27 protein-coding genes and 2 tRNA genes are annotated in these 25,510 nt (G+C 61.7%); 13 read left to right on the top strand and 16 right to left on the bottom strand.

The window, feature by feature from the left end; all coding sequences use genetic code 11:
• The first annotated feature begins 36 nt into the window (after positions 1 to 36).
• On the top strand, positions 37 to 504 hold the full coding sequence (locus BLV18_RS12320) for an Lrp/AsnC family transcriptional regulator (RefSeq protein ID WP_049859960.1): 468 nt from the start codon (positions 37 to 39) through the stop codon (positions 502 to 504).
• Positions 505 to 866: 362 nt separating this feature from the next.
• The gene (locus BLV18_RS12325) at positions 867 to 1,385 is read left to right on the top strand and encodes a sigma factor-like helix-turn-helix DNA-binding protein (RefSeq protein WP_090358876.1); all 519 of its coding nucleotides are present in this window, start codon (positions 867 to 869) and stop codon (positions 1,383 to 1,385) included.
• 2 nt (positions 1,386 to 1,387) lie between these two features.
• Here the strand turns inward: BLV18_RS12325 and BLV18_RS12330 are convergent, their stop codons facing one another.
• Positions 1,388 to 3,754 (bottom strand): DNA polymerase II, encoded by a 2,367-nt coding sequence (locus BLV18_RS12330; RefSeq protein WP_090358877.1) that lies wholly within the window; start codon positions 3,752 to 3,754, stop codon positions 1,388 to 1,390.
• A 155-nt stretch (positions 3,755 to 3,909) separates the two neighbouring features.
• On the opposite strand from BLV18_RS12330, the gene BLV18_RS12335 reads away from it, so the two are divergent.
• Both BLV18_RS12335 and BLV18_RS12340 read left to right on the top strand, forming a co-directional pair.
• The gene (locus BLV18_RS12335) at positions 3,910 to 5,811 is read left to right on the top strand and encodes a DNA topoisomerase III (protein WP_090358881.1); all 1,902 of its coding nucleotides are present in this window, start codon (positions 3,910 to 3,912) and stop codon (positions 5,809 to 5,811) included.
• A 110-nt stretch (positions 5,812 to 5,921) separates the two neighbouring features.
• Positions 5,922 to 6,212 carry a YkgJ family cysteine cluster protein gene (locus BLV18_RS12340; protein ID WP_090362259.1) on the top strand — a complete coding sequence of 97 codons (291 nt, stop codon included), beginning with the start codon at positions 5,922 to 5,924 and terminating at the stop codon, positions 6,210 to 6,212.
• Positions 6,213 to 6,228: 16 nt separating this feature from the next.
• Here the strand turns inward: BLV18_RS12340 and BLV18_RS12345 are convergent, their stop codons facing one another.
• The 3 genes from BLV18_RS12345 to BLV18_RS12355 all read right to left on the bottom strand — a co-directional run bounded on the left by BLV18_RS12345 (position 6,229) and on the right by BLV18_RS12355 (position 8,102).
• Complete coding sequence (locus BLV18_RS12345) at positions 6,229 to 6,906, bottom strand: anti-sigma factor (RefSeq protein ID WP_090358883.1); 678 nt, start codon at positions 6,904 to 6,906, stop codon at positions 6,229 to 6,231.
• A gap of 26 nt (positions 6,907 to 6,932) precedes the next feature.
• On the bottom strand, positions 6,933 to 7,469 hold the full coding sequence (locus BLV18_RS12350; protein WP_090358885.1) for a sigma-70 family RNA polymerase sigma factor: 537 nt from the start codon (positions 7,467 to 7,469) through the stop codon (positions 6,933 to 6,935).
• Positions 7,470 to 7,565: 96 nt separating this feature from the next.
• The gene (locus BLV18_RS12355; RefSeq protein WP_090358887.1) at positions 7,566 to 8,102 is read right to left on the bottom strand and encodes a DUF3455 domain-containing protein; all 537 of its coding nucleotides are present in this window, start codon (positions 8,100 to 8,102) and stop codon (positions 7,566 to 7,568) included.
• Between the two features lie 188 nt (positions 8,103 to 8,290).
• Here BLV18_RS12355 and BLV18_RS12360 point away from each other — a divergent pair, with 188 nt between their 5' ends.
• Positions 8,291 to 9,208, top strand: a complete 918-nt coding sequence (locus BLV18_RS12360) for a ZIP family metal transporter (RefSeq protein ID WP_090358889.1) — start codon at positions 8,291 to 8,293, stop codon at positions 9,206 to 9,208.
• On the opposite strand, the gene BLV18_RS12365 is transcribed toward BLV18_RS12360, so the two are convergent.
• Positions 9,200 to 10,054, bottom strand: a complete 855-nt coding sequence (locus BLV18_RS12365; RefSeq protein ID WP_279626331.1) for an NAD-dependent protein deacetylase — start codon at positions 10,052 to 10,054, stop codon at positions 9,200 to 9,202. The two genes, BLV18_RS12360 and BLV18_RS12365, sit on opposite strands and share 9 nt — an antisense overlap.
• 38 nt (positions 10,055 to 10,092) lie before the next feature.
• A complete protein-coding gene (locus BLV18_RS22235) occupies positions 10,093 to 10,314 on the bottom strand; it encodes a hypothetical protein (RefSeq protein ID WP_139211021.1) in 222 nt (73 codons plus the stop codon).
• A gap of 189 nt (positions 10,315 to 10,503) precedes the next feature.
• Between BLV18_RS22235 and BLV18_RS12370 the strand changes: the two genes are divergently transcribed.
• Positions 10,504 to 11,364 (top strand): DHH family phosphoesterase, encoded by an 861-nt coding sequence (locus BLV18_RS12370; RefSeq protein WP_090358893.1) that lies wholly within the window; start codon positions 10,504 to 10,506, stop codon positions 11,362 to 11,364.
• A 53-nt stretch (positions 11,365 to 11,417) separates the two neighbouring features.
• Positions 11,418 to 11,660, top strand: coding sequence for a hypothetical protein (locus BLV18_RS12375; RefSeq protein WP_049859949.1), 243 nt, complete (start codon positions 11,418 to 11,420; stop codon positions 11,658 to 11,660).
• A gap of 16 nt (positions 11,661 to 11,676) precedes the next feature.
• Here the strand turns inward: BLV18_RS12375 and BLV18_RS12380 are convergent, their stop codons facing one another.
• A complete protein-coding gene (locus BLV18_RS12380) occupies positions 11,677 to 12,897 on the bottom strand; it encodes a GGDEF domain-containing protein (RefSeq protein ID WP_090358895.1) in 1,221 nt (406 codons plus the stop codon).
• Between the two features lie 128 nt (positions 12,898 to 13,025).
• Between BLV18_RS12380 and BLV18_RS12385 the strand changes: the two genes are divergently transcribed.
• Both BLV18_RS12385 and BLV18_RS12390 read left to right on the top strand, forming a co-directional pair.
• Complete coding sequence (locus BLV18_RS12385; protein WP_090358897.1) at positions 13,026 to 13,454, top strand: response regulator; 429 nt, start codon at positions 13,026 to 13,028, stop codon at positions 13,452 to 13,454.
• 62 nt (positions 13,455 to 13,516) lie between these two features.
• Complete coding sequence (locus BLV18_RS12390; RefSeq protein ID WP_090358898.1) at positions 13,517 to 15,106, top strand: histidine kinase famiy protein; 1,590 nt, start codon at positions 13,517 to 13,519, stop codon at positions 15,104 to 15,106.
• Positions 15,107 to 15,111: 5 nt separating this feature from the next.
• On the opposite strand, the gene BLV18_RS12395 is transcribed toward BLV18_RS12390, so the two are convergent.
• From BLV18_RS12395 to BLV18_RS12425, 7 genes are all read right to left on the bottom strand, one after another.
• Positions 15,112 to 16,272: an acyltransferase family protein gene (locus BLV18_RS12395; protein WP_090358900.1), complete on the bottom strand. Its 1,161-nt coding sequence runs from the start codon at positions 16,270 to 16,272 to the stop codon at positions 15,112 to 15,114.
• A gap of 260 nt (positions 16,273 to 16,532) precedes the next feature.
• Positions 16,533 to 16,606, bottom strand: a tRNA-Cys gene (locus BLV18_RS12400).
• 38 nt (positions 16,607 to 16,644) lie between these two features.
• Positions 16,645 to 16,720 (bottom strand) — tRNA-Gly (locus tag BLV18_RS12405).
• Positions 16,721 to 16,787: 67 nt separating this feature from the next.
• Complete coding sequence (gene pgsA, locus BLV18_RS12410; RefSeq protein WP_049859931.1) at positions 16,788 to 17,348, bottom strand: CDP-diacylglycerol--glycerol-3-phosphate 3-phosphatidyltransferase; 561 nt, start codon at positions 17,346 to 17,348, stop codon at positions 16,788 to 16,790.
• 32 nt (positions 17,349 to 17,380) lie between these two features.
• Entirely contained in the window at positions 17,381 to 19,204 is a 1,824-nt protein-coding gene (gene uvrC / locus BLV18_RS12415) for an excinuclease ABC subunit UvrC (protein WP_056842276.1), read from the bottom strand.
• 2 nt (positions 19,205 to 19,206) lie between these two features.
• Positions 19,207 to 19,851 carry a response regulator transcription factor GacA gene (gene gacA / locus BLV18_RS12420; protein WP_090358902.1) on the bottom strand — a complete coding sequence of 215 codons (645 nt, stop codon included), beginning with the start codon at positions 19,849 to 19,851 and terminating at the stop codon, positions 19,207 to 19,209.
• Positions 19,852 to 19,962: 111 nt separating this feature from the next.
• Complete coding sequence (locus tag BLV18_RS12425) at positions 19,963 to 20,346, bottom strand: helix-turn-helix domain-containing protein (RefSeq protein ID WP_049859928.1); 384 nt, start codon at positions 20,344 to 20,346, stop codon at positions 19,963 to 19,965.
• Positions 20,347 to 20,427: 81 nt separating this feature from the next.
• On the opposite strand from BLV18_RS12425, the gene BLV18_RS12430 reads away from it, so the two are divergent.
• Complete coding sequence (locus BLV18_RS12430; protein WP_049859927.1) at positions 20,428 to 20,649, top strand: DNA-binding protein; 222 nt, start codon at positions 20,428 to 20,430, stop codon at positions 20,647 to 20,649.
• Positions 20,650 to 20,672: 23 nt separating this feature from the next.
• Here BLV18_RS12430 and BLV18_RS12435 read toward each other — a convergent pair whose 3' ends face one another.
• Positions 20,673 to 21,116 carry a GNAT family N-acetyltransferase gene (locus BLV18_RS12435; RefSeq protein WP_090358904.1) on the bottom strand — a complete coding sequence of 148 codons (444 nt, stop codon included), beginning with the start codon at positions 21,114 to 21,116 and terminating at the stop codon, positions 20,673 to 20,675.
• 554 nt (positions 21,117 to 21,670) lie between these two features.
• On the opposite strand from BLV18_RS12435, the gene BLV18_RS12440 reads away from it, so the two are divergent.
• Positions 21,671 to 22,768, top strand: a complete 1,098-nt coding sequence (locus tag BLV18_RS12440; protein ID WP_090358906.1) for a 3-deoxy-7-phosphoheptulonate synthase — start codon at positions 21,671 to 21,673, stop codon at positions 22,766 to 22,768.
• Between the two features lie 4 nt (positions 22,769 to 22,772).
• Here the strand turns inward: BLV18_RS12440 and xth are convergent, their stop codons facing one another.
• Entirely contained in the window at positions 22,773 to 23,570 is a 798-nt protein-coding gene (xth, locus tag BLV18_RS12445) for an exodeoxyribonuclease III (protein WP_090358909.1), read from the bottom strand.
• A 140-nt stretch (positions 23,571 to 23,710) separates the two neighbouring features.
• Here xth and BLV18_RS22400 point away from each other — a divergent pair, with 140 nt between their 5' ends.
• The gene (locus tag BLV18_RS22400; protein WP_167375944.1) at positions 23,711 to 23,863 is read left to right on the top strand and encodes a hypothetical protein; all 153 of its coding nucleotides are present in this window, start codon (positions 23,711 to 23,713) and stop codon (positions 23,861 to 23,863) included.
• 87 nt (positions 23,864 to 23,950) lie between these two features.
• A complete protein-coding gene (locus tag BLV18_RS12450) occupies positions 23,951 to 25,501 on the top strand; it encodes an EAL domain-containing protein (protein WP_090358911.1) in 1,551 nt (516 codons plus the stop codon).
• The last annotated feature ends 9 nt before the right edge of the window (positions 25,502 to 25,510 follow it).

Raw genomic sequence — 25,510 nt, forward strand, 5'->3', positions numbered from 1 at the left:
AAGTCGACCCGATAATCACAAGAACCGGACTCATCCATGCAGAACAGCCTCAGCCCGATCGATCGGCGCATCCTGCGCCTGCTCCAACACGACGCCGACCTCTCGGCGGCGCAGGTCGCCGAACGCGTGGAGTTGTCCCAATCGCCGTGCTGGCGACGCATCCACCGCATGCAGGAGGAAGGGCTGATCGAGCGCAAGGTCGCCCTGCTCAACCCGAAAAAGCTCGGCCTGAGCATGACCATCTTCGTCAGCGTCAAGCTGTCGGGCCACGGCCGACGGCACCTGACCGAATTCGAGGAAGCCATCATCGGCTACCCGCAGGTGCTGGAGTGCTACACCATGGCCGGAGGCATGGATTTCATGCTCAAGGTGGTGGCCAAGGACATCGCCAGCTACGAGCGATTCCTGCGTGACCACCTGCTGCAGAAGCCCCACGTGCAGGAAGCCTATTCGAACATCGCCATGAGCGAAGTCAAACGCACGACCGAGCTGCCGTTGGAATGAAGGGTGGAAGGAGAAAAGAAAGAAAACGCAGACAAATCATTTGACATGCAAATGATAACGATTATTATTGAGCTCAACCGGTCGAGAGATCGGTTGGATAATCCGAAGGGCCTTAGGTCGGACCTTCAGATTATCTCCTCATCAGGCTAATCACGGTTTTTGACCCGGCTTTTTGCCGGGTCTTTTTTTTGGCTCTTCAGGCTAATGAAGAGTGTTGCACGCCGTCGGTTTCGAACATCACCGACTTGAAGGCGCCACTGCAAAGATGGCGCGAATGATATCAAAAGAACATCGGAAAACGGAAGTCCGAACTCGCCTTCTCTCTACAGATGACCAGGATTCGCGCAAAAGGAGGTGTCCCCATGACCCCACTGCTCACGCCCTCTCATGATCTGTTGGACCTCATTCACGGCCAGCCGCACCGTCAACGCCTCTATCGGCAGTTGCGTGGCCTGCCGCGCCGAACGCAACAGGTGCTGCTCTACAGCCGTCTCGACGAACTGGACTACCCAGCCATCGCTCAGCGACTGCACCTGACCCTGGGCGACGTCGAACAGCGGATGCAGAGCGCGATGCGCGTCTGCTGCAAACCGCTTCTGCCGGGTCAGAGCCTGGCCATTCACTGGTACGTCAAACTGCAAAATCCGCTCACCACGGCCAGCGAGCGCATCGACTTCCGTCGCTGGCTCGACAGTGACGGCGCGCACCTGGCTGCCTTTCACGCCACCGAGTTGCAATGGCGCCAGTTGCTCGCGCCCGCCACGCTGCTGGGGCATGACCGCTGGCACCACAAGGCTCGGCAAGGGCTGAGCCTACGGGGGTGGGCGACCGCAGGCCTGGCCATGGCACTGGCCCTGGAGTTGATCAGCCAGAGTCTTTGAGCTTACTGAAACAGACCAAGCTGGCCGCCGATCAGCGTGTTGAAGTCGTCGTTGACGAACGGCAGGATCGCATCGGCAATGGGCTGCAGTTGTCGAGTCAGGTAATGGTCATAGTCGATGGGTGACTGTCGCGCTTCAAGAGGTTCGGGCCCCGCAACCGTCATGACATAGCTGATCCAGCCACCACGTTGATACTGCAGCGGTCGCCCTGTGGATCGGTTGTGTTCATCGGCGATACGCGCCGCTCGGACGTGAGGAGGAACATTGCGCTCATAGTCGTGCAACGGCCTGCGCAGCCGCTTGCGATAGACCAACAGGCCGTCCAATTCACCTTCCAGGGTCCGTTTGACGTAATCACGCACATACGCCTGATAGCCCTGGTGCCTGAAGATTTTCGAATAGAGCGCTTGCTGGAACTCGCGAGCCAGCGGCGACCAATCGGTGCGCACGCTCTCCAGGCCCTTGTAGACCATCTCGTCCTGGCCGTCGGCGCGCCTGACCAAGCCTGCGTAGCGCTTCTTGCTGCCCTCTTCCGCGCCACGGATGGTCGGCATCAGAAAGCGCCGGAAGTGGCTCTCGAACTGCAATTCCAATGCACTGTCGAGCCCATATTCGCGCCGCAGATGATCACGCCACCATTGATTGACCTCGGCCACCAGTTGCTTGCCGATACGAGCGGCATCGGCCTCGTCGTGAGCGCCGTTGAGCCAGACGAACGTCGAGTCGGTATCGCCATAGATCACCGGGTACCCGCAGGCCTCGATCAGCTCGCGCGTACGGCGCATGATCTCGTGGCCACGCAGGGTGATCGACGATGCCAGCCGCGTATCGAAAAAGCGGCAACCACTGGAACCCAGTACGCCGTAGAACGCATTCATGATGATCTTCAGCGCCTGCGACAACGGCGCGTTGCCCTGTGCCTTGGCCACTTCACGCCCTTCCCAGACACTTGCGACGATGGCAGGCAGGCAATGGACGGTGCGTGAGAAGCGCGCGCCGCGAAAGCCGGGCACCGAGTGCTCGTCGTCAGGATTGGCCAGGCCTTCGGCCAGACCCACCGGGTCGATCAGAAAGGTGCGGATGATCGACGGGTACAGGCTCTTGTAGTCCAGCACCAGCACCGACTCGTACAGACCCGGCCGCGATTCCATGACGAAGCCGCCGGGACTTGCTTCGGGCGGACGACGGCCGAGGCTGGGCGCGACGAACCCCTGGCGGTGCATCGCCGGCAGATACAGATGGGTGAAGGCCGCGATCGAACCGCCGCTGCGGTCTGCCGGCAGGCCGGTGACGCTGGCGCGCTCGAGCAGGAACGTGAGCAGCTGGGTCTTGGCGAAAATCCGTGTGACCAGTGCGCAGTCCCTTATGTTGTAGCGTGCAAGGGCCGGCTTGTCCTCGGCGAACATGCGGTTGATCTCGTCCATGCGCTGGTACGGCGTGGAAATGTCCTTGCCTTCGCCCAGCAAGGTCTGGGAAACGTTTTCCAGACTGAACGAGGGAAAATTCCAGGTCGCCGAGCGCAAGGCCTCGACGCCGTCGATGATCAACCGCCCGGGAGCGCCGGCGAAATAGTGGTCGTTGCCGCTGCCGTGCTCGCGCCAGGTCATTTCGGCGCCCCCGCGGCCCAACAGCAATGGGACGTTGAGGCGCCTGGCGTGCTCGTGCAGGACCCGCAGGTCGAACTGCACGACATTCCAGCCGATGATTGCGTCCGGGTCGTGCTCGGCGAACCAGGCATTGAGGCTCTGCAGCAGTTCCACTCGGCTGTCCCGATAGTGCAGAGCGAAATCCATCTGACGGGTATCGCCATTGGGCGGGCCCAGCATGAACACGTCGCGCTGCCCGCAGCCCTCGATGCCGATGCAGTAAAGCTCACCCTGGGCCGTGGTCTCGATATCCAGGGAGGCCAGGCGCAGTTGTGGACGGTAGCCCGGCGCCGGTTTGAGCTTGGCCTCATGGTATTGGCCATCGGCCTGCATTTGACCGTCGAAGGCCACACCGGCGGTGATGAAGCGCTCCATCAGGTAGCGCTCATGGGGGCGAATGTCGGCCTCGAAGAGCTCTATCCCGGCTTGCCTGAGCACTGTTTCCACACGCTGCAACTGGCCGTACTGCCGACAGTACAGCCCGGCCACCGGGCGCTGGTCGAAATCACGCAGGGCCAACGGTTTGATCTCGACGCCGGCTTCGTCCTCGAGCAAGCGCCGCGCCTGCTCCTGGTGCTGCACAGGGAGGAACGCCACCGAGGGCTGCGCGGGCAGGCGCACGAGACGTGGGCCGGCGTCGGTCGCCAGCCACAGCTCGATCGACGTACCTTCGGCGGTATCGCGCCAGTGTCGCGTCAGGATGAAGCCCTGTTGTGGGGTCACGGCAGCAGGCCTTTAACGGAAAATGTGGATGCGGCAACGGCACGTCCGGCTCATATGAAGCAACATCATAAACTGTACATCCATACACATAAAGCTTGCCTGTGTCGGCACGTCTGGCATGCTAGACCTCTGTACAGCTTTTCGATCAGGTTCCCATGCGGCTGTTTCTCTGCGAAAAACCGTCCCAGGCAAAGGACATCGCCAAGGTCCTCGGCGCCACGCGTCGTGGCGACGGCTGCTGGCTGGGCAACGCCGTCACGGTCACCTGGTGCATCGGCCACCTGCTGGAGACCGCACCGCCGGACGCCTACGACGCCCGCTACAAGCGCTGGGTGCTGGCCGACCTGCCGATCATCCCGCAGCAATGGAAGATGCAGGTCAAGCGCAAGACCGCCAGCCAGTTCAAGGCGGTCAAGCGCCTGCTGGGTGAAGCTGGGGAACTGGTCATCGCGACGGACGCCGACCGCGAAGGCGAAATGATCGCCCGCGAGCTCGTCCAGCATTGTCGCTACCGGGGTCCGGTGCAGCGCCTTTGGCTCTCGGCCCTGGACGACGCCTCGATCCGCAAGGCGCTGGCGGCCCTCAAGCCAGGTGCCGAGACATTCTCCCTCTACCACAGCGCACTGGGCCGCTCGCGGGCCGACTGGCTGATCGGCATGAACATGAGCCGGCTGTTCACCCTGCTCGGGCGTCAGGCCGGCTACCAGGGTGTGTTGCCCGTGGGGCGCGTCCAGACGCCGACCCTGCGGCTGGTGGTGGACCGCGACCGCAGCATCGCCGATTTCGTCCCCGCCGCCTATTGGGCCATCGATGTGCAACTGCTCGGCGAGCAGACCGAATTCACGGCGCAATGGATACCACCGACGGACAGCTGCGACGACCAGGGACGTTGCCTCAACCATCCGCTGGCGCAACAGGCCGCTGCAGCGATGATGCAGGCAAAACAGGCGACGCTGACCAAGCTGCGCACCGAGCGCATGAAAGAGGCCGCCCCCCTGCCCTTCGACCTGGGCACACTGCAGGAAGTCTGCTCGAAGAAGCTTGGCCTGGGCGCACAGGAGACGCTCGACGTGGCTCAGGCACTGTACGAAACCCACAAGGTCATCACCTACCCTCGCAGCGATTGCGGCTACCTGCCACTCAGCCAGCATGGGGATGCAGGCGCGATCATCGCCGCGCTGGGCCGCGCCGATCCTGGACTGACGCCCTTGCTGCCCTACCTGGATGCCCAGCGCCGCTCACGCGCCTGGAACGACGCCAAGGTCGGTGCCCACCACGGCATCATCCCGACCGCTGTCGCTGCAACGGCGGACAAGCTGCAGGGCAAATACCGCGCGGTCTACAGCCTGATTCGCGCCCGCTACCTGGCGCAGTTCCTGCCCAATCACGAATACGACCGTACCCAGGCCGACTTCGACTGCGCGAGCCACGCGCTGCGTGCGGTAGGCAAACAGGTGGTCGAGCCCGGCTGGAAGCGCGCCATCCCACAAGCCCTCGGCACAGCCAAGGGCCGCGAAGCACCGGCGCCACAGCCCCTGCCGCGGCTGACCCAGGGCCAGACCTGCGCGGTGCGCGAAGTGAAACTCAAGGACCTGTGGACCCAACCGCCCAAGCCCTTCACCGAAGGCGACCTCATCAAGGCGATGAAGAACGTCGCCAAGCTGGTCGAAGACCCGCGCCTGAAGCAGAAACTCAAGGACACCACCGGGATCGGCACCGAGGCCACTCGTGCCGACATCATCCAGGGCCTGATCGACCGTGGTTATCTGACCAAACAGGGCAAGGCCCTGGCCGCCGCACCTGCCGCCTTCAGCTTGATCGACGCGGTCCCTCGGGCCATCGCCGACCCGGGCACCACCGCCATCTGGGAACAGGCGCTGGACATGGTGCAGAGCGGCGAGATGTCGCTGGAGACGTTCGTGGCCAAGCAATCGGCCTGGATGAGCAAGCTGGTGGAACGTTGTGCCGGGTTGCGCATGGTCATCAGCGGCCCGGCGCCGAAGGGTGCCACACCGTGGAAGAACAAACGCAAACGCAAACCCTCCAAGGCGGCCTGAGCTGCAACCCGTCGCTTGAAGCGCCGATACGGTCGGCTTGCTTTGTGAAATGGCGCAACACCCGGTAGGCTGCGCCGATCATTTTCCGCCAGGCCTTGCCCTTGATCGTGCTGCATGACATCGCTGTAGCCAGCGACTTCGACCCTACCATCAGCTGTGACCGCTGCGCGGCCAAATGCTGCCGGCTGGAAGTCATGCTGATCACCGACACCGGCGTGCCGGAACGCTTCATCGAAGTGGATGAATGGGGATCGGAAACCATGTCGCGTCTCGACGATGGCTGGTGCGCGGCACTGGACCGACGCAGCATGAGTTGCAGTATCTACCTGAATCGCCCGTTGATCTGTCGCGAGTTCGACATGGGCGGCCCGGATTGCCAGGAAGAGCGGCTGCGGCCGTAGGCGGCCGCGCCAGGGCTCAGATCACCTTGACCGCACGACCGATGAACTGGATGGGGCCGGTCGGTCGGCCTGTCGTGGAACCCGACTTGGGCTCCAGGGTCAGCTCGAACAGCTGGTTGTTTTCCAGCGGTGGCAGCTTGTCCAGGGGCACATGCACGCTTTGTCCAGGCTCCACCAGCCCGAGGGAGACGGGGCCTTGCCAGCTGTCGGCCTTGGTCCAGAACTGCAAGGCTCGATCTGGCGGTACCGCCGTCTCGCTGAGGGGGATCAATTGCACTTCCCTCGAATCGCTGGCCTGCACGACCCAGCCCGGTGCCTTGTCCTGGGGCGCGATGAGCACGACCACATAGGCCGGTCCCGGCACCGGCGCGCGGACGTTGAACAACAGGGCGCCGAGCACCAGGGTTGCCGCCAGCCCGGCGCCCGCCAGGCCCCGCCATACACCCAGGCGATTCCACCAGATGGGTACCGGCTGCGCCCCTGCGCTGTCCAGGCTGCGCTGGATGCGAGGCCACAAGGTCGCAGGCGTGGGTACTGGGTTGACGCGTTCGGCTAGCGGCAGCAACCGCGCTTCCCAGGCATCGACCGCGGCGCGCAGTTCACGATCCGTGGCCAATCGCCTTTCGACCTCTGCGCGTTGCCCGGCGTCGAGCGTTCCCAGCACGTATTCGCTGGCCAGTTCTTCAGTATTCATGGGTTCTACCTGCTCGCTTCGTTCACTCATCCCATGCACTCACGCAGCGCTGCCAGACTGCGTTTGATCCAGGCCTTGACCGTACCCAGCGGCGTTTGCAGCCGCTGAGCGATTTCAGCATGTGAATAGCCATCCAGGTAGGCGTGGTACAGGCATTGGCGGCGCTGCGGATCGAGTTGTTCCAGGCAGCCGTCGATTCGTGCGCTGCCCAGCACCGCCTCCGCGGGCTGCTCGGTCGCCAACCCGTCCAGATCTTCATCGATGAGGGCTCGCACCCGGGCGTGGCGACGAATATGGTTCAGCGCAAGGTGCCGGGTGATGGTGAACATCCACCCCCGCGCCGAGCCTCGTTGGGCATCGAAACTGGCCGCCTGGGTCCAGATCCGCACGAACGCGTCGTGCACGATGTCCTCGGCCAGTGCCCGCTCGCCAACCAGGCGCAGGGCCACGGCCAGCAGGCGCCCGCCCTCGCGCTGATACAAACCCTGCAGCGCCTGACGATCGCCACGAGCACACTGCTGCAGGGCGACTTCGTAATCGAATGGATTTTCCGGCAAGGACACGAAAGACCGCCATGGCAAGTGGAAGAATGGAGTTCGCTGGGCAGTGTAGACCAGACGCGCGGACTTGCCGTTCCGCGCGCCACTGCTACGGCATCGTTACTTGGCGGACCAGAAAATGTAGTCGGCCTGGTATTTCACGGTTTCTTTCTGGCCCTTCTGCGCGGTGGTGCAGGCACTGGTGGGAGCCACGCCACCCTTGAGCGCGGTGCGCTGGATGTAGGTCACACCCTGCATGGCGCCCTTGCCTTCGGCAGGGTTGGCCTTGACCAATTGGTACGGCAGATTGCCGTCACCGGCCGGAGCCACGGCGACCTGAGTGCCGGTCACCTTGGAGCCGTCTGCCGACTGCCAGGTGGCGGGCGGGCCATAATAGGTGCCCACCTGCTTGCCGGCACGATCATCAAGGACCGCCTTGGGTCCGACGAACGTCCATTCGGTCTGGCCGGCGGCATTGGCCTTGTCACGGCATTCATAGGTGATTTCACCCTTGCCGACGGTTTCCATGGAGACCTTGTTACCGGCCGGAACCTGGACCGGGGCAGGCAGATCCATTTGCGCCTGGGCAGTGGTTGCCAAAGCGAAGGTAGCGGCGAAGAGGACGTTGGCCAGGCAGAAACGGTGTGTGCTGTTCATCGCGTAAGCTCCAGATAAGGGATCGAGGCGGCAGCGCCTTGTGTGGCTGCTATAGGTACTACCCACGAGCCGAAGCTTTGGATGCACGAAAAAAAAGATTTTTCCTATCGCGTCCATTTACATGCGGCGCAACCCCTGCCGCTTATTTGGGTCCATCCTTAAGCCTGCCGCAAATTCCCGAGAGCCCTATGCCTTCCAACACCGCCGCCAGCGACAGCTGGACACAGCGATTTCGCGACAAACCCTGGTTATGGACCCTCACCGGCGTGCTATTGGCCGTCAGCGCCGTGGTCCTGGTGTGGAGCATCGTCAATGCCTTGCTGCATGCCGACCGTCAACACGCCTGGTACGCCCTGCTCGGTGGTACCGGCGGTTTTGCGGCGACGGCACTGGGTGCGTTGATTGCCCTGGCGCTGCGGGAAATTTCCTCGAAGGTGCAGGACGTCATGCTTGGCTTCGCCGGAGGCATGATGCTGGCAGCCAGTACGTTCTCCCTGCTGCTGCCGGGTCTGGAGGCTGCCAATACCCACACCGACAGCCCTGCACTGGCAGCGCTGGTGGTGATCCTGGGCCTGGGGCTTGGCGTCGGTCTGATGCTGGCGCTGGACAAGGTGATTCCCCACGAGCATGAGAACGCCGGCAGACACGGTCCCAACGCCGAGCGGATTCACCGGGTATGGCTCTTCGTGTTGGCCATCACGCTGCACAACCTGCCTGAAGGCATGGCCATTGGCGTCAGCCTGTCCGATGGCAACCTGGCGGTCGGGATTCCGCTGACCAGCGCGATCCTCCTGCAGGATATTCCCGAGGGGCTGGCGGTGGCCATGTCGCTGCGGGCAACGGGCTTGAGTTCCGGTAAAGCCGCATTGGTGGCCATGGGCTCGGGCCTGATGGAGCCACTGGGGGCGATGGTTGGCCTGGGATTGTCGAGCGGCTTTGCACTGTCCTACCCGATCAGCATGGGCCTGGCGGCTGGTGCGATGATCTTCGTGGTGTCCCACGAAGTCATTCCGGAAACCCACCGCAATGGCCACCAGACCCCAGCTACGCTGGGCCTGATGCTGGGCTTCGCCGTCATGATGTTCATGGACACAGCACTAGGCTGAGGGTGGAACGCCCTGGACGAGCCTTTGCGCAATCTGGGGCAGGACCTGCTCGCAGGGCTGTACGACCTTGACGCTGAGCAACCCATCGGCGCGGGTGCGTCCCAAGTTGATGGCGAGCAGACGCTTGCCCTGACGTGACATTTCCTGACACAGGCGAAAGCTCGAGTAGGCCATCAGCGAGGAGCCGACGATCAGCATGCCCGGTGCCGACTCCACGGCTTTCCAGGCCGCCTGAGCATGCGCAGGCTCCACGCCTCCACCGAAGAAGACTACGTCTGGCTTGAGCATGTCGCTTCCGCAGCACGGACAGTGGGGCGTTCGGAAGGCCTCCAGAAAGCGCGCCGCCAGTTGCGCATCACCGTCGGGCGCAAGTACCGCGTGCACATCCTGCAAGTAGGGGTTCTGTTCTTCCAGCAACAACTGAACATCGTCGCGTTGCAAGCGCATTCCACAGTCCAGACAGACCACCCGATGCAGGTTGCCGTGCAGTTCGACGACATTGCGGCAACCGGCAGCATCATGCAGTCCATCGACATTCTGGGTGATCACGCCGCTGATCAGGCCTTGCGACTGCAACGCTGCCAGCGCCTGGTGGGCGGCATTCGGCGCAGCCTGATGCACGCCGCGCCAGCCCACCATGGCCCGCGCCCAATAGCGCTTGCGCGTGGCGGCACTGGCGATGAAATCCTGATGCATGATGGGCGCATTGCCGCGCCTGACGCCTTCGGTATCGCGATAATCGGGAATGCCCGAAGCGGTACTGATACCGGCCCCGGTCAAGACCAGATAGGGCCCCTGCGCCATATGCTGGTACAGCGTATCGAGTTCGACCATGGCTGCATGCACCTCTGGTTGAGAGCTGTCGCCCTTGCGGGCGCCACCGTTCAAGTTTGCGACAGCGCGACCTGACTGAGCAATTCGTCCACCGCCCTGGCGCATTGAACGCGGTAGTCGGCGTGCAGCAGGCACAGCTCGGGGCTGCCCAGCAGCCGCAGTTTGGCGGCTTCGGCGACCGCTTGCATGTCGACGCCGCGCCTCGCGAACTCTTCGAGCAGCGCCTGCATTGCATGGTGACGCTGGTCTGGACTGGACGTTGAAATCGACACGGTGGCTCCTCGGTGAAATCCTTGTTCGGGCTCATCCCATGACAATGACTGCCAGCGTCGAACAAATGCTTCGCCGCCGCGATGGACGGTCGTGCACCGAAGGCCGGTCGAGCCATCGGATTCACGCGCACGTTCCTGCAATCGCTTAGAATGACCGATGCGCATTGATCATCTATTCCGGAGCCCTACATGACCGCAGTCCCTACGAACACGCTTTGCATCTACCATGGAAACTGCGCCGACGGGTTCGGCGCAGCCTGGGTAGTGCGCAAGGCACTCGGGCCTGAGGTAGAGTTCTGCGCCGCCGACCACGGCCAGCTGCCCCCCGATGTCAGTGGTCGGCACGTGCTGATCGTGGATTTCGCCTACGATTACGCAACGCTCATGGCCATGGCCGCGCAGGCCTTGTCGATTCTGGTGCTCGATCACCACAAGACCGCCCAGGCAGACCTGCTCAAGGTGCCGGTGGCGGGGGCCTTCGGCGAACCGGTCGAGGGCGGCAACGTGCACGCCCTGTTCGATATGAACCGTTCGGGTGCGGGCCTGGCCTGGGACTACTTCTTCGCCGGCCAGCCGCGCCCTGCCCTGATCGACCATATCGAGGATCGTGACCTGTGGCGCTTCAACCTGCCGGGTACTCGTGAAGTGCTGTCCAATCTGTTCAGCTATCCGCAGGATTTCACTGTCTGGGACACGCTGCTGGCAGCGCCGGTAGAGGATCTGCTGGCCGATGGCATCGCAATCGAAAGGCAGCGGCAGAAAACCGTGGCCGATCTGCTGCGGTCCACTGCGCGTCGCATGTCGATTGGCGGTCATGACGTTCCGGTGGCCAACATACCCTCGCTGTTCGCCAGCGATGCGGGCAACATCATGACCCAGGGCGAGCCATTTGCCGCGTGTTACTCGGACGGTCCCAAAGGCCGCTCGTTTTCACTGCGCAGCACGGATGAAGGCATGGACGTGTCCGAAATCGCCAAACAGTTCGGCGGTGGCGGTCATCGCAATGCGTCGGGCTTCCGCGTACCCTACGGCCATGAATTGACGCGTTGAGGCCAGGTGGAGTCGCCACCGTCCCCCCGCTGTCTTGTTGGAGAGCGTCATATATGCCGCAGGAACGCCTGGATCTACTGAAGCTGCCCAAGGATGTGCGAGGTTCGATCAACGACTTGGTACGGGCACTCAATGCCGCGAGTACGAAAGCGGATGTCGAGCGCGAAGGCGCGCTCGAAATCGCACTGATTCTGGGGCTGGAACAATCGCGCAAGCTCAAGCCTGCCGACATCGAAACGCTTTACATGATTTTCGATGATGCCAAGGAAGCGCGGCTGCGAGCCCTGCAGGATTGACCACTCGCATGGCCAGTCAAGCCGCCGCGCTGCCTTCGAAGGGTGCCTGACGCAGGCAGTTGCGTCCGGCGTCCTTTGCGGCATACAACGCCTGGTCCGCCGCCCCAATCAAGTTGTGTGCCGTGACAAAGGGCGCAAGACCCGTCGCTATTCCCACACTAATGGTTACCCGCGCCTCCGCACCCAGAGCCGGATGGGGCAGCGCCAGATCCGCCACCGCCGTGCACAGGTCTTGCCCCAGCTGCCTGGCCTGTTGGCCGTCGACCCCTACCCACAACACCAGCATCTCCTCCCCGCCGAAACGGAACGGCAAGGCGTTGGCTTGCGCGGACAACTGCTTGATGGTGGCGCTGACCTGCTTCAAGCAGTTGTCCCCCTGAAGGTGCCCATAGCTGTCGTTGTAGAGCTTGAAATGATCGATATCGATGAGGATCGCCGTGACGCGAGTCGCCTGGGTCCCTGCGGCCTGCCATAGCTGGGCCATTACATCGCCCTGATGTCGGCGGTTGAACAACTGGGTCAGCGGGTCGGTACGGGCCATATCGGTGAGCTGCACCTCCAGCAGGCGTCCGCGCAAGGCATACAGGTAGCTCAAGCGGCTGCCCCGCTCCAGAAAATACGACGCCATCAACAGCAGTACGACTGTGGAGCCGTATAGAAAGGCATTGGCGCGCCACGTGACCGGGTCCATGAACCCGGCAATGTGGGTCGTGACCAGTTGTATTCCCAACATGCTGGCCATGGCGGCTGCCGCGAAGCGAAACGGCAACTGCTGGATCATCGTGCAGTAGACCATCAGCAACAACATGCCTAGCTGATAGTGCAAGCGATAGGGGCTGTCGCTGTAGATCATCACCACCAGCGGCATCAGCGAGGACAATACCGTGGCCACCGCCGAAACGGTTTCCAGCGCACGACGCGAGGTCAGGCGCTGTGCCAGCAGCAGGATAGCGATGATCATCGGGGTGATCAGCAGCAGGCGCCCTACGGCCACGTAGGCAAACACGTCCTGGAGGGCAAGCCAGTCGCTGATCAGAAAGAGGTTGTAGATGACCGCACCGCAAATGCCCGTCGACGTCAGAAACTGCAGGCGCTGACGCTGCGTGTCCGTCTCGTAGCGACGCTCCAGAGCCGGCTCGAAGGTGAGTCCGCCCACCCCGCCGGCGATGGCTTGCTCGACCATTGCCATGGTCTGCGGCTCAGGGGAATGGGCCGGTTGGGCTTGAACGGCTTGCATGGGACACCGGAGATGTGATTCAGAATTTTACTAGACTGCGCAATGATATCTTAGTGCCATTAGTGCAGGGCGATTGTCGGGTACCAATGGCATGAACGGTAGTGGCAGCTTACGAGCGGTCCTGCGTAATGAATCTTCCCGTCAGCGCCGTGTCCGATTCGCTAACCAACCAAATGATCGCCGCCATGGAAACGATTGTCGTCGTCGAAGATGAAACCCTGGTCCTTGAACTCCTGGTGGAGATTCTCGAGGACTTCGGCTATCGCGTCCGCGCATTCGCCACGGCCGACGAAGCCTGGCAGCACATCGTCAACCGCCCCTTCCCGCTCAAACTGCTGATCACCGACCTGCAGATGCCGGGCGAGATCGATGGAGTGGAGTTGGTCAATCGCGTCCATACCCGCAACCCGGAAACACCAGTGATCGTTGCCTCCGGTTTCCACGGGGCCGCGAACTCTCTGTGCGATAAGAAAGTGCATTGGCTGGGCAAACCTTTCTCGATGGACATGTTGAAAGGCATCTGCGAAAAACTCGCACCTCCTCCTACCCAGTCCTGAAGTTGCCAACGCCAATCCGGCGGCAGTGACACAGGGCCTGTGTATTCTTACCCGGAGCAGTAATGACTAAACGTACTACCCGAGTGACCGACGGCTTCACGGGCGATATCAGCAAGTCTGATCACAATATCTTCTTCGCTGCTGTCGAAACCACTCGTATGCCGATGATCATTACCGACCCCAAGATGCCGGACAATCCGATCATCTTTGCCAACAATGCCTTCATCGAGATGACCGGTTATTCGTCAAGCGAGCTGCTCGGTCGCAACTGTCGCTTCCTGCAAGGCCCGGAAACCGATCCTGACACCATTGCCCAAGTCAGAGCGGCCGTAGATGCCCGCCGGGAAGTGGCTGTCGAAGTCGTCAACTACAAGAAGGACGGTTCGAGCTTCTGGAACGCCCTGTTCATCTCGCCCGTGTACAACGAATCAAACGAGCTCATCTATTTCTTCGCCTCGCAGCTTGACGTCAGTCGTCGTCGCGATGCCGAAGATGGCCTGCGTCAGGCACAGAAAATGGAAGCTCTGGGGCAGTTGACCGGTGGTATTGCCCACGACTTCAACAATCTGCTGCAGGTGATGATCGGTTACCTGGACATGATCCAGCGCTCGGTCGACAAGCCGCAGTACGAACAAGAGCGCCTGCGGCGCAACGCCAGGCACGCCCGCGATGCCGCCGAGCGCGCGACCACGCTGACGCAACAGCTGCTGGCGTTTTCTCGCAAACAGAAGCTGCAAGGCCGCGTGGTAAATTTGAACGGCCTGATCGACAACTTCAAGGAAACCGCCGAGCGCACTCTGGCCGATACGCAGATCCGCTACAGCCTGGCCGAAGACCTGTGGAACTGCCGCCTGGACCCGACCCAGACCGAAGTCGCATTGCTCAACGTGTTCATCAATGCCCGCGACGCCATGGAGGGTCGTTCCCGTCGCACCCTGGCCGTCGATACGCAGAACGTCACGCTCGATCGGCAGGTGTCCTACGACGGACTGATGCCTGGCCGCTACGTCAGTATCGCGATCACCGACAGCGGTCGCGGCATGCCCGAATCGATCGTCAACCGGGTCATGGACCCCTTTTTCACCACCAAGGAAGAAGGCAAGGGCTCGGGACTCGGGCTCTCCATGGTGTACGGATTCGTCAAGCAATCCGGCGGCTCGGTGCGCATCTACTCCGAAGAGGGCATCGGCACGACCCTGCGCATGTATTTCCCTGCCGATGACAGCCAACCCCATGCCCTGACGCCAATCGAGGACACCCACGCCTATCCCGGTCACGAGAAAATCCTCATCGTCGAAGACCGACCCGATGTCGCCGAACTGGCGCAGACCATTCTCGAGGAATACGGCTACAGCTGCGCCATTGCCTACAACGGCAAAGACGCCCTCGAGCAGCTCGAGAACGACGATTTCGACGTGTTGTTCACCGACTTGATCATGCCCGGCGGCATCAACGGCGTCATGCTCGCCCGCGAAGCCAAACGCATGCGCCCCAGCATCAAGATCCTGCTTACAACCGGCTACTCGGAAAACTCCCTGGAACGCACCGACGTGGGCGGCACGGATTTCCAGGTGATTTCCAAGCCCTATATTCCCAGTGAACTGGCGAAGAAGATCCGCCGGGTGCTGGAAGGGCCCAATGGGGTTAGCTGATCAGGTTACTGGGCCGCGCCCTGCAAGGTAGGGCCAGGCGTCGAGCCTTTGCGGCGAGTCAGGCGCTTGCCCAATTGCACGCCCGGCATCTCGACGTACTTGTAGGTCAAGGCCGAGACCAGCAGCACCGCCGCCAGTTGCAAGACGACGATGCCGTTGTCGAGCCAGACACTGTGGGTCGAAATGTACTTGACCATGTTGGGCATGTCATGGCCTTGCAAGGTCTCCGTCAGGTCTGTGTGGAGCACTTTCGACAGCACGATGATGGCGCTCTTGAACACAAACAGAATGGCCGCGTGCGTCAGGTAGATCGAGAACGACAAGGCGCCCAGCCAGACAAAGAAACGGTGGTGCAGCAGTCGCGAAACCACGCCGCGCTCGAACGAGAATGCCAGAATCAAGGCACAGAACAGCAGACTGGCATACACGCCCTTGTGATCGATGTCCGATACCAGGAGGCGATAGCTGCCCAGGACCAGGGCAATTTCCAGCAGGTTGAAGTCCACGGCGTCCAGGTCCAGGTCTTTTATGCGATCGTAGAGCACGTACAGGCAGGCACCGGCGAAGAAGCATGAAACACCGCGGAAGATCTCCAGCTTCAGCCAGGACTCACCGTTCCACAAGGTGATGAAGGCCGCCACGGACATGACTGCGAAGATCTTGATCGTGCGGGTGCGCGCCAGCACTGCAATGACGCCGAATATCAAGTACAGGTAGTACTCGATGCTGATGCTCCACGCGGGGTAATTGAACGAGCCGGTCATGGCACTGTTCAGCCAGGATTGCAGCAGAAGCAGGTTGGGCAGGAATTCGTGCATCGACGTAGCGCCACTGAATGCCGGCTCGTTGAAACTGAACCCTTTCTTCTCAGCCAATGAGCGGCCCAGCTCCAGTGCCAGGTAAACGCCCAACATTGTCAGGTGCAGGGGATAAAGGCGCGCCGTGCGACTGATGAAGAAATTCTTATAATCAGTCGCGTTGTTCAAACGCTGGCCGTAGGTGTGGAACAACACGAAACCGCTGAGGATAAAAAAGAACTCCACGAACAGAAACGCGTGCTTGAAAAACTCAAGCTCGGCAATGCTTTGAACCACGTAAGTGTGGAACAGCACGACAGCAACCGCACAGAGACCGCGGAAACTATCGAGCACGACGAATCTTTTCATGGTTGATCCCAGAGTGTTGTAACCGTTGCCATCCCGGTGGCATGCCAAGAGGCATGGCCCGTTGCCATTATTGGCGCAAAGCTAAACCAATCCTTTGGCAGGCACAACCGCAATCAGGCGCGCGGTACCTCTGACGCGCAACTGACATTGTCCAGACCAACAGACCACCACCATAGAGGTACGTGCAGTTCGGGTACACAGGCTTTTTCGGTCGCCCAAAGAAAAACCCCGCAGACGTTAATCTGCGGGGTTCTCAATGATGGAGGCCGAGGTCGGAATCGAACCGGCGTAGGCGGATTTGCAATCCGCAGCATAACCACTTTGCTACTCGGCCCCAAACGTGAAGCAAGAAACTGCTACACGCAAACAAACTGGAGCGGGAAACGAGACTCGAACTCGCGACCCCGACCTTGGCAAGGTCGTGCTCTACCAACTGAGCTATTCCCGCGTCGTGTTGACGGGCGCCATTCTATCTAATCGGCGACACCCGTCAAGCCTTTGATTCAAAAATAGTTTTATTTTTTCTCAGCGGTCGTGCGCAAGTGTGGCCAGGCGGCGCGCAGGTATTGCAGCATGGACCAGAGGGTCAACGCGGCGGCGACGATCAAAAGCGTATAGCCGACGATGACCCAGAAGGTCACGGCCTTGGGGTTGGCCAGCAGGATGACCAGGGCCAGCATCTGCGCGGCGGTCTTCCATTTGCCCATGTTGGACACTGCCACCTGGGCCCGGGCGCCGATCTCGGCCATCCACTCGCGCAGCGCGGAAACGACGATCTCGCGTCCGATGATGATGGCTGCAGGCAGCGTCAGCCAGAAGTTGGCGTGCTCCTGCACCAGCAGCACCAGCGCCACTGCCACCATGAGCTTATCGGCCACCGGGTCGAGGAAGGCGCCGAACGGCGTACTCTGCTCCCAACGACGGGCCAGATAGCCATCCAGCCAGTCAGTTGCTGCCGCGATCGCGAACACCGTACTGGCTGCCATGTAGCTCCAATGATAGGGCAGATAGAACAGCAGTATGAAGAACGGTATCAGCAGGACGCGCAGTACGGTAAGCAGGTTAGGGATATTCATCGGCACAACTGGCTGCAAGGTGAGATGGCATTCTACTCGCTGTGCAGGTTCGCATAAATCGACTCTGCCAGCTTTTTACTGATTCCCGGTGCCTTGGCAATTTCCTCGACACTGGCACGGGCGATTTCCTGCAGCCCGCCGAAATGCTTGAGCAGTTCGCGGCGGCGCTTCGGCCCGACGCCTGCCACCCCTTCCAGGGTAGAGGTACGTCGGGTCTTGCCGCGCCGTGCGCGGTGACCCGTGATTGCAAAACGGTGGGCTTCGTCACGGATCTGCTGGATCAGGTGCAGCGCCGGCGAATCACCCTTGAGCGTGAACTCGTGAGCCACGTCGTTGAGGTACAGCGTTTCGAAGCCGGCCTTGCGCGTCGTGCCCTTGGCCACGCCGAGCAGGATCAGGTCGGGTATGGCCAGCTCGTTGAGGACGTCCCGGGCCATGTTCAACTGGCCCTTGCCACCGTCCACCAACAGCACGTCTGGCAGCTTGCCCTCGCCTGCCTTGATCTTGCTGAAGCGCCGCATCAGCGCTTGATGCATGGCTGCGTAGTCATCGCCTGCGGTAACGCCATCGATGTTGTAGCGACGGTAATCGGACTTGATCGGCCCTTCGGGGCCGAACACCACGCATGACGCCACGGTGGCTTCACCGCTGGAGTGGCTGATGTCGTAGCACTCGAGGCGCTGCGGGGGCTCGTCCAGGTTCAGCACCTCGGCCAGCGCATCGAAGCGCGCGGCGACGTGCTGGCGGTTGGCGAGGCGTGCACCCAGCGCCTGTTCGGCGTTGGTCACCGCCAACTGCTGCCAGCGTGCCCGGGTGCCGCGCACGCGATGGCTGAGGCTCAGCTCGCGCCCACGCAGGGTGTCGAGGGCATCGAGCAACGCTTCGTGGTCTTCGGGAATGACGTTGACGATCAACTCGCTGGGCAGGTCGCGCTCGGAACTGCCCAGGTAGTACTGCGAGAGGAACGCCGACATGACCTCGGCGACCTCCTCTTCGATACCCACCTGAGGAAAGAAATTCTTGCTGCCCAGAACCCTGCCGCTGCGCACCGTGATGAGGTGCACGCAGGCACCGCCCGGGTTGACGAAAGCGGCGATGACGTCGACGTCGCCGCTGCCGCCTTCCATGCTTTGCTGGTCCTGCACACGGCGCAGCAGGCCGATCTGGTCGCGCAGTTGCGCAGCCTCCTCGAACTGCAGGTCCATCGCCGCCTTCTCCATGCTGGCCGACAGCTCATTGGTCAGCTGGTTGCTGCGTCCTTCCAGGAACATCACCGAATGGCGCACGTCCTCGGCGTATTCGGGCGCTTCCACCAACCTGACGCACGGCGCCTTGCAGCGTTTGATCTGGTGCTGCAGACAGGGCCGTGTGCGATTCCTGAAATAGCTGTCCTCGCACTGGCGCACGAAGAAGGTTTTCTGCAGCAGGCTCAGGCTTTCACGGATCGCCCCGGCGCTTGGGTACGGGCCGAAGTATCGACCCTTGGCTTTCTTGGCGCCCCGGTGAATGCTCAGCCGTGGAAATTCGCCGTCGGACAGAAACACATACGGGTAGGACTTATCGTCCCGCAGCAGAATGTTGTAGGGCGGCCGCCATTCCTTGATCAGGGTCTGCTCGAGCAGCAGCGCCTCGGTCTCGTTGGCGGTGATGGTGGTTTCGATCTGGTGGATCTTGCCCACCAGCGCGGCCGTCTTGGGTGCCTGGCCGGTCTTGCGGAAATAGCTGGCAAGACGCTTCTTGAGGTTCTTGGCCTTGCCCACGTACAGCAGGCGCATGGCGTCGTCGAACATCCGGTACACGCCCGGACGTCCGCTGCAGGTGGCAAGAAAGGCACTGGGATCGAATGGAGCGGTCATGGTCAAAGGTTGGTGTCTACCATGCCATGCCGGACCGCCAGCAAGGTCAATTCCACATCACTGGTCACGGAGAGCTTCTCGAAGATCCGGTAGCGGTAGGTGTTGACCGTCTTTGGCGACAGGCAGAGCTTATCTGAGATGATCTGGACCTTCTGGCAGCCAACGATCATCAAGGCAATCTGGATTTCTCGTTCGGACAACAGGTCGAACGGCGAATGGCTGGTCTGCGGCTGAAATGACTTGAGCGCCAGCTGTTGGGCAATCTGTGGGCTGATGTAGCGCTGACCGGCGAAGACCAAGCGAATGGCCTGGACCATTTCCGGCAGGCCTGCGCCCTTGGTCAGGTACCCCGCCGCACCTGCTTGCAGCAGGCGCGTGGGAAATGGGTCTTCCTCGCAGACGGTCACGGCCACCACCTTTATGTCGGGGTGGCTGCGCAACAGTTTTCGCGTGGCTTCGAGACCACCGATGCCGGGCATCTTGACGTCCATCAGGACCACGTCCGGCTTGAGCTCGCGGGCAGACTGCAGCGCCCCCTCGCCCGACTCCGCCTGGCCCACGACCTGCAGATCGTCGATATCGGCGAGCATGCGGGTGATACCGGTGCGGACCAGGTCGTGATCGTCGACTACTAGAACCCGAATCAAACGGACACCTCGTAATAGTGGTCTCGGGGAATGCCGCCACAGTAGCAAACATTGCCCCTTTGGACCTAGCTCAAAGCGTCATGGATATGGCGTTGCACGTCGATGCGACAATTAATCAGGACGCTTTGCAGGTGCTATTTTTTTCTGGACCCTGCCGCGTACCGAATAGTTCGCCGCCATCTCGGCCATGCTGTTGGCCAGATTGCTCAGAGCTGCTTGCCCAGACGTAGGAAGTATCCGATATGTCTCTAAGACTTTTTCCTCGCCTCCGCTGAGTGCCTGCTCGGCGAGGGGTGTCCGGCGCCCCAGCACGACATACAGAACGTCGACGCCTATCGTCGAAACAGCTGCCAAATAGTCGGCTCTGGGGGATCTTTCACCATTTTCGTACTTGCCCTGGGCATTGGGTTCCACCCCGCCCACTTGGCCAAACTCTCGTTGCGTGAGCTCCAGACGCTCGCGCTCTTCCCTTAGTCGGGGACCGATTCCAGTCATTTGAATGTATAATCCTTTATCGAAACACCCGAAACGGTGCTGAAAAATACCACTTTGAACCATCTAAAACGGACTTGAACTATGCATGGTATACGGACTGCCGCACAAGCCAGGGCCTGGCTCGATCAGCAAGGGAAATCGGTACAAGAGTTTGCGCGCGAGCATGGCGTGGACCCAGCCACTACCTATCAGGTGCTGGCCGGACGCAAGAAAGGACGGCGTGGCGAGGCGCACAAGGTCGCCGTGCTACTGGGCATGAAGCTGGGCACCATCACTGTCACGCTGGAGCCCGGCCAGCGCTGACAGGGGCAGCGCCGGGGACGCCGTCAGTGGCCGCGTCTGGGCAGGACAAGCTCCATGCGCAGAAAGCTGTCCTGCTCGCCCACCACTTCGAAACCATTGCGGCTGTAGAGTCGCTGCGCGGGATTGACCTTGAACACCATCAGTCGTATTCGCAGCAGGCGCTCGCTGCGCGCCAGCAGCACGACCTGTTCGAGCACCCATTGACCCACGCCTTGCCCACGATGCGCCGGAAGCAGATGCAACTCGCGAATGAACAGGGCCTGGGTATCTCTGGAAAGGCTGATGTAGCCCAGTGATACCGTATCGCGGCAGATCACTCGGTTATCTCGCCAGTGCCAGGCCTGGTCGAAGCCGGCGTCCAGCCAGAGAAGGTCGTGCCGAGCGTAGTAAGGCAGCATGGCCTGCCGAGTGAGGTCTCGGGCGAACCGCAGATCGGCATTGGCAGCAGGCCGTAGGTACAGAGTCATCGAATCGTCTCTACTGCAAGAATGGGCTTGAATCCTTCGCCACGGCTGAAGTAAGCTCCAGCCATCTATCGGAGACGTTCAATGTCGCACATCACCCTCAGCCCTGCATCCTTGCCTGCGTCCTGCGCAGCAATGACGGCTGTGCGTGCACCGGTAAGCTTTTATTTTGGGTATTGGTTTAGCCACTGGCGCGCCTGATACCCATCTCGGCGCCCATTTCGTAGGGGTCGCCTGACAGAGAATTCTCAACCCCCGGTCGGCTCCCCGACCGGGGGTTTTTGCTTTTCAGGGCTTCACGTTTTTCAGCACATTCTGTTTCAACCGGCACTTGCGCCACGAATCGAGGAACGCTTCATGACCTACTTCACCTATTACCGTTTCGACACCTGCGACTTCTGGCGATTTAGCAACCTCCGTTCGGGCCAACCTGCCGCCTCCGACCGGTCGTTCATGGGTGGCATGACCCTCAGTCCAGATTCCCCGGCACTTTGTCGAACACCTTGACAGGACAGCGCAAGCGGGCAACCACCCCGCCGCTGTCCAGGACCTTGATCATGAACAACAGCCTGACCGCTCTGCCTCGCACCACCCTCGTCCAGCCCCATGCGGTGAAGGACGCTGCCAATACATCGGCAACCCATCGTCTGCCCAGTCACTTCGCGCTCAAGCAGCAGTTGCCCGTACCGGACCCACTCGCAGCCCAGGTGCAGAACCACCGTCTTGCCATCCGCGCCATTCTCGAAGGCCGTGACCCACGCCTGCTGGTGGTGGTCGGCCCCTGCTCTCTGCACGATCCGAAGTCCGCGCTCGAATACGCCCGCAACCTGAGCCAGCTGGCCCACGAGCTCAACGGCGAAATGCTGCTGGTGATGCGCGCCTACGTGGAAAAGCCACGCACCACGGTGGGCTGGAAAGGCCTGGCGTACGATCCTTACCTGGACGGCACCGACGACATGGCGGGCGGCCTGACCCTGTGCCGCGACCTGATGCGCGAAATGCTGACCCTGGGCCTGCCGCTGGCCAGCGAAGTGCTGCAGCCAATGGCAGCGGGCTACTTCGATGACCTCTTGAGCTGGGTCGCAATCGGCGCGCGCACCACCGAATCGCAGATCCATCGCGAACTGGCGAGCGGCCTGGGCATCCCGGTGGGCTTCAAGAACGGCACCGACGGCAGTGTAGGCGTGGCCTGCGATGCCATGCGCAGTGCGGCGCATGCTCATCGCCACTTCGGTATCGATCCGCAAGGGCACCCGGCGATGATCGACACCACCGGCAATCCCGATACCCATCTGGTGTTGCGTGGCGGCCACCGAGGCCCGAACTACGACCGGCAGAGTGTCGCCCAAGTCCACCACGACCTGGCCAAGGCAGGTGTGAAAGCGCGGATCATGGTCGACTGCAGTCATGCCAACAGTGGCAAGGACCCCCTGCGTCAGCCAGCGGTGTTCGACGATGTGCTGCAGCAGCGCCTGGACGGCGATCGGTCGTTGGTAGCCGTCATGCTGGAAAGCCATTTGCAGGAAGGCAATCAGCCCATCAGCGGACACATGCGCTATGGCGTGTCGGTCACCGATGGCTGCCTGGGCTGGGCCGCAACCGAGCAGTTGCTGCGCAAGGGCGCCCAGCGCCTGCGAGGGGTGGCCGACGCCTGAAGCATCAGAGCTTGCGCTTGCGTGTGCCGATCTGGATCCAGGTCGGCGCATGGTCGCTGGCGTGTGCCTCGTTGCGCACCCAGGCATCCACGCCGGCGTCCGTCAGGTACGGCGCCAGTGCCGGGTTGAGCAGCAGGTGATCGATGCGCAACCCGGAATTCTTCTGCCAGTGCTGTCGGAAGTAGTCCCAAAAGGTGTAGATGCGCTCTTCCGGGTACAGCGCGCGTAGCGCGTCGGTCCAGCCTTGCTCAAGCAGCCGCGCATAGGCTTCCCGACTTTCTGGTTGCAGCAAGGCGTCCTTGAGCCAGGACTTGGGGCTGTAGATGTCCTGGTCGGTGGGCACTACATTGTAGTCACCCGCCAGTACGACAGGATGATCGCTGGATTGCAGCGTCCTGGCGTGCTCGATGAGGCGTTCGAACCAGGCCAGTTTGTAGTCGAACTTGGGGCCTGGCTGGGGGTTGCCGTTGGGCAGGTACAGGCAGCCGACCAGTACGCCGTGCACGGCCGCTTCCAGGTAGCGGCTCTGCTGCTCGTCCGGATCGCCGGGCAGGCCGCGACGACTCTCCAGGGGTTGCGCATCCCGAGCCAGGATGGCAACGCCATTCCATGACGACTGTCCGTGCCAGAGGGCACCGTACCCTACGGCTTCCAGCACGCTGGCGGGGAAGTCCTTGTCGGCTGCCTTGAGCTCCTGCAGACACACGATGTCCGGCTGATCGCGCTCCAGCCAGGCGATCAGGTTGGCCTGATGCGCACGGATGCCGTTGACGTTGAAGGTGGCGATCTTGAGTTTTTTCATCCGTGCCGGGCTCCCTTGGCTGACTGGCCTTGCATGTGACCTTGCGCAGTCGCAATAGGTCGTGGGAGGACAGCGCCTGGCAGGCAACCAAATGGATACGACCGAGTCAAACCAGTACGCCTTGAACACCGGAGATCACCATGAAAATGCTTCCATTCGCTGGGCTGGTGCTTAGCCTGGCGCTGCTGCAAGGCTGTTTCGACAGCGCTGACAAGAGCACCACCAAAGGCAACAACGACGGTACGCCGTCCTCGGTGCAGATGCAGAAGCCGGATCAATCCAAGGATAAATAAGTACCCGCGCCTGCCCCTGCAGGCGCTTTCATGAAATGATGGCGACTTCCCCGTCCGCTGTCTCCGCGCACAAGGATTGTCGCCTTCATGCCGTTGCAACTCGCCGCTTCCAAACGCCGATATTCGCGTCTGCTGCTGCCCTGGGTAGCGGCTGCGGTGCCATTGGTCTGCGGCGCGCTCATTTTGAGCTGGGAAGCCGACCGTTCGCTGAACTCGGCGGCTGTGCGCACCAGTCAACTGGCGATCGAGCAATTCGAACTTATCCTCGACAACGTGGCGGCAGCCGCCGATGCAGTCCTGCCACTGTCCGGCCAACCGTGCGCTCAGGTGCAGCCAGCCCTGCTCGATCAGGTCACCCGGCGGCCCTTCGTGCGCTCGGTGAACCTGATCGACGCCGGCACACTGTATTGCAGCTCCCTGTCCGGCGACGTCAGCGAAGCAGTGGACCCGCTCGACTACGTCGATGGACAGTTGTGGTTGCTGGCGGGCAATCCGGTGACACCTGACCGCGGTTTGTTGATCTATCGTGCCACCCGTGGCCAGGCCAGCGTATTGAGCACCGTCGACGGCTATCACTTGTCCAACGCCTTGCGAATGATGGGCTCGGCCAACGCGATCACCCTGCAGGTGGGTCCGAACTGGATCGAGGCCAATGGCAAGGTTCATCAAGGCACTGCACCCGTGTCGGCGGTGGCCCACTCGCAGTTGAAGTCTGCGCGTTATCCGTTCAGCGTCGTCAGTGGCTTCCCGGCCGGGGCCCGCTGGACCTTGATTCGTGAGCAGTACATCGGGATGTTCTCCCTGCTGCTGCTGATAGCGGCGGTCGCCGGTGGGCTCTGCCGTTGGGCCATGAGCCGCTCCCCATCGCGCTACCAGGAACTGCAACGCGCTCTGGATGCCGGGGAATTCGTGCCCTTCTTCCAGCCCATCGTGTTCAGCCAGGGGGCCGCCTGGGCCGGTGTGGAGGTGTTGATGCGTTGGCAGCACCCGCGCGAAGGCCTGGTCCGTCCGGATTTGTTCATCCCCTATGCCGAAGACTGTGGATTGATCGTGCCCATGACCCGCCTGCTGATGAAGCGCACGGCGCACCAACTGGCGGCCTGCCTGGATCACCTGCCGGAGGGTTTCCACGTCGGCATCAATGTCACCGCGCGGCATTGCCAGGACCCGGCGTTGTTCGACGACTGCAAGGCATTCCTCGATGCTTTTCCGCAAGGCCGGATCGCCTTGACCCTGGAGCTGACCGAACGTGAGCTGATCCAGCCCTGCGCCGAGATCCACGGGCTGTTCGACCGTCTGCGTGGACTGGGCGTGAGCATTGCGATCGACGATTTCGGTACCGGCCAGTCGAGCCTGAGCTATCTGCAGCAATTCAAGGTCGACCTCCTCAAGATCGACCAGAGCTTCGTGGCCATGATCGGCGTCAACACCCTTTCGCGGCATGTGCTGGACAGCATCATCGAGCTGTCGGCCAAGCTGGGGCTGCAAGTGGTAGCTGAAGGCGTGGAAACCGAGGAGCAGCGCGCCTATCTGGCGGCACGGGAGGTGAAGTACCTGCAAGGGTATCTGTTCGCCCGGCCCATGCCGCCGACGGATTTCGAGCGGGCACTGCGGCAGGGCCGAAAGCACGGCCTCTGAACGCACAGG

The sequence above is a fragment of the Pseudomonas coleopterorum genome (assembly GCF_900105555.1).
Taxonomy (GTDB): domain Bacteria; phylum Pseudomonadota; class Gammaproteobacteria; order Pseudomonadales; family Pseudomonadaceae; genus Aquipseudomonas; species Aquipseudomonas coleopterorum.

Excerpts from the sequence above, each read along its gene's own strand:
- BLV18_RS12390 (WP_090358898.1), top strand. The coding sequence starts at position 13,517 with ATGACTAAACGTACTACCCGAGTGACCGACGGCTTCACGGGCGATATC.
- BLV18_RS12360 (WP_090358889.1), top strand. The coding sequence starts at position 8,291 with ATGCCTTCCAACACCGCCGCCAGCGACAGCTGGACACAGCGATTTCGC.
- BLV18_RS12440 (WP_090358906.1), top strand. The coding sequence starts at position 21,671 with ATGAACAACAGCCTGACCGCTCTGCCTCGCACCACCCTCGTCCAGCCC.
- BLV18_RS12355 (WP_090358887.1), bottom strand. The coding sequence starts at position 8,102 with ATGAACAGCACACACCGTTTCTGCCTGGCCAACGTCCTCTTCGCCGCT.
- pgsA (WP_049859931.1), bottom strand. The coding sequence starts at position 17,348 with ATGAATATCCCTAACCTGCTTACCGTACTGCGCGTCCTGCTGATACCG.
- BLV18_RS12425 (WP_049859928.1), bottom strand. The coding sequence starts at position 20,346 with ATGACTGGAATCGGTCCCCGACTAAGGGAAGAGCGCGAGCGTCTGGAG.
- BLV18_RS12375 (WP_049859949.1), top strand. The coding sequence starts at position 11,418 with ATGCCGCAGGAACGCCTGGATCTACTGAAGCTGCCCAAGGATGTGCGA.
- BLV18_RS12450 (WP_090358911.1), top strand. The coding sequence starts at position 23,951 with ATGCCGTTGCAACTCGCCGCTTCCAAACGCCGATATTCGCGTCTGCTG.
- BLV18_RS12395 (WP_090358900.1), bottom strand. The coding sequence starts at position 16,272 with ATGAAAAGATTCGTCGTGCTCGATAGTTTCCGCGGTCTCTGTGCGGTT.
- BLV18_RS22400 (WP_167375944.1), top strand. The coding sequence starts at position 23,711 with ATGAAAATGCTTCCATTCGCTGGGCTGGTGCTTAGCCTGGCGCTGCTG.
- BLV18_RS12435 (WP_090358904.1), bottom strand. The coding sequence starts at position 21,116 with ATGACTCTGTACCTACGGCCTGCTGCCAATGCCGATCTGCGGTTCGCC.
- BLV18_RS12380 (WP_090358895.1), bottom strand. The coding sequence starts at position 12,897 with ATGCAAGCCGTTCAAGCCCAACCGGCCCATTCCCCTGAGCCGCAGACC.
- uvrC (WP_056842276.1), bottom strand. The coding sequence starts at position 19,204 with ATGACCGCTCCATTCGATCCCAGTGCCTTTCTTGCCACCTGCAGCGGA.
- BLV18_RS12325 (WP_090358876.1), top strand. The coding sequence starts at position 867 with ATGACCCCACTGCTCACGCCCTCTCATGATCTGTTGGACCTCATTCAC.
- BLV18_RS12385 (WP_090358897.1), top strand. The coding sequence starts at position 13,026 with ATGAATCTTCCCGTCAGCGCCGTGTCCGATTCGCTAACCAACCAAATG.
- BLV18_RS12345 (WP_090358883.1), bottom strand. The coding sequence starts at position 6,906 with ATGAATACTGAAGAACTGGCCAGCGAATACGTGCTGGGAACGCTCGAC.
- xth (WP_090358909.1), bottom strand. The coding sequence starts at position 23,570 with ATGAAAAAACTCAAGATCGCCACCTTCAACGTCAACGGCATCCGTGCG.
- BLV18_RS12335 (WP_090358881.1), top strand. The coding sequence starts at position 3,910 with ATGCGGCTGTTTCTCTGCGAAAAACCGTCCCAGGCAAAGGACATCGCC.
- BLV18_RS12430 (WP_049859927.1), top strand. The coding sequence starts at position 20,428 with ATGCATGGTATACGGACTGCCGCACAAGCCAGGGCCTGGCTCGATCAG.
- BLV18_RS12370 (WP_090358893.1), top strand. The coding sequence starts at position 10,504 with ATGACCGCAGTCCCTACGAACACGCTTTGCATCTACCATGGAAACTGC.
- BLV18_RS12320 (WP_049859960.1), top strand. The coding sequence starts at position 37 with ATGCAGAACAGCCTCAGCCCGATCGATCGGCGCATCCTGCGCCTGCTC.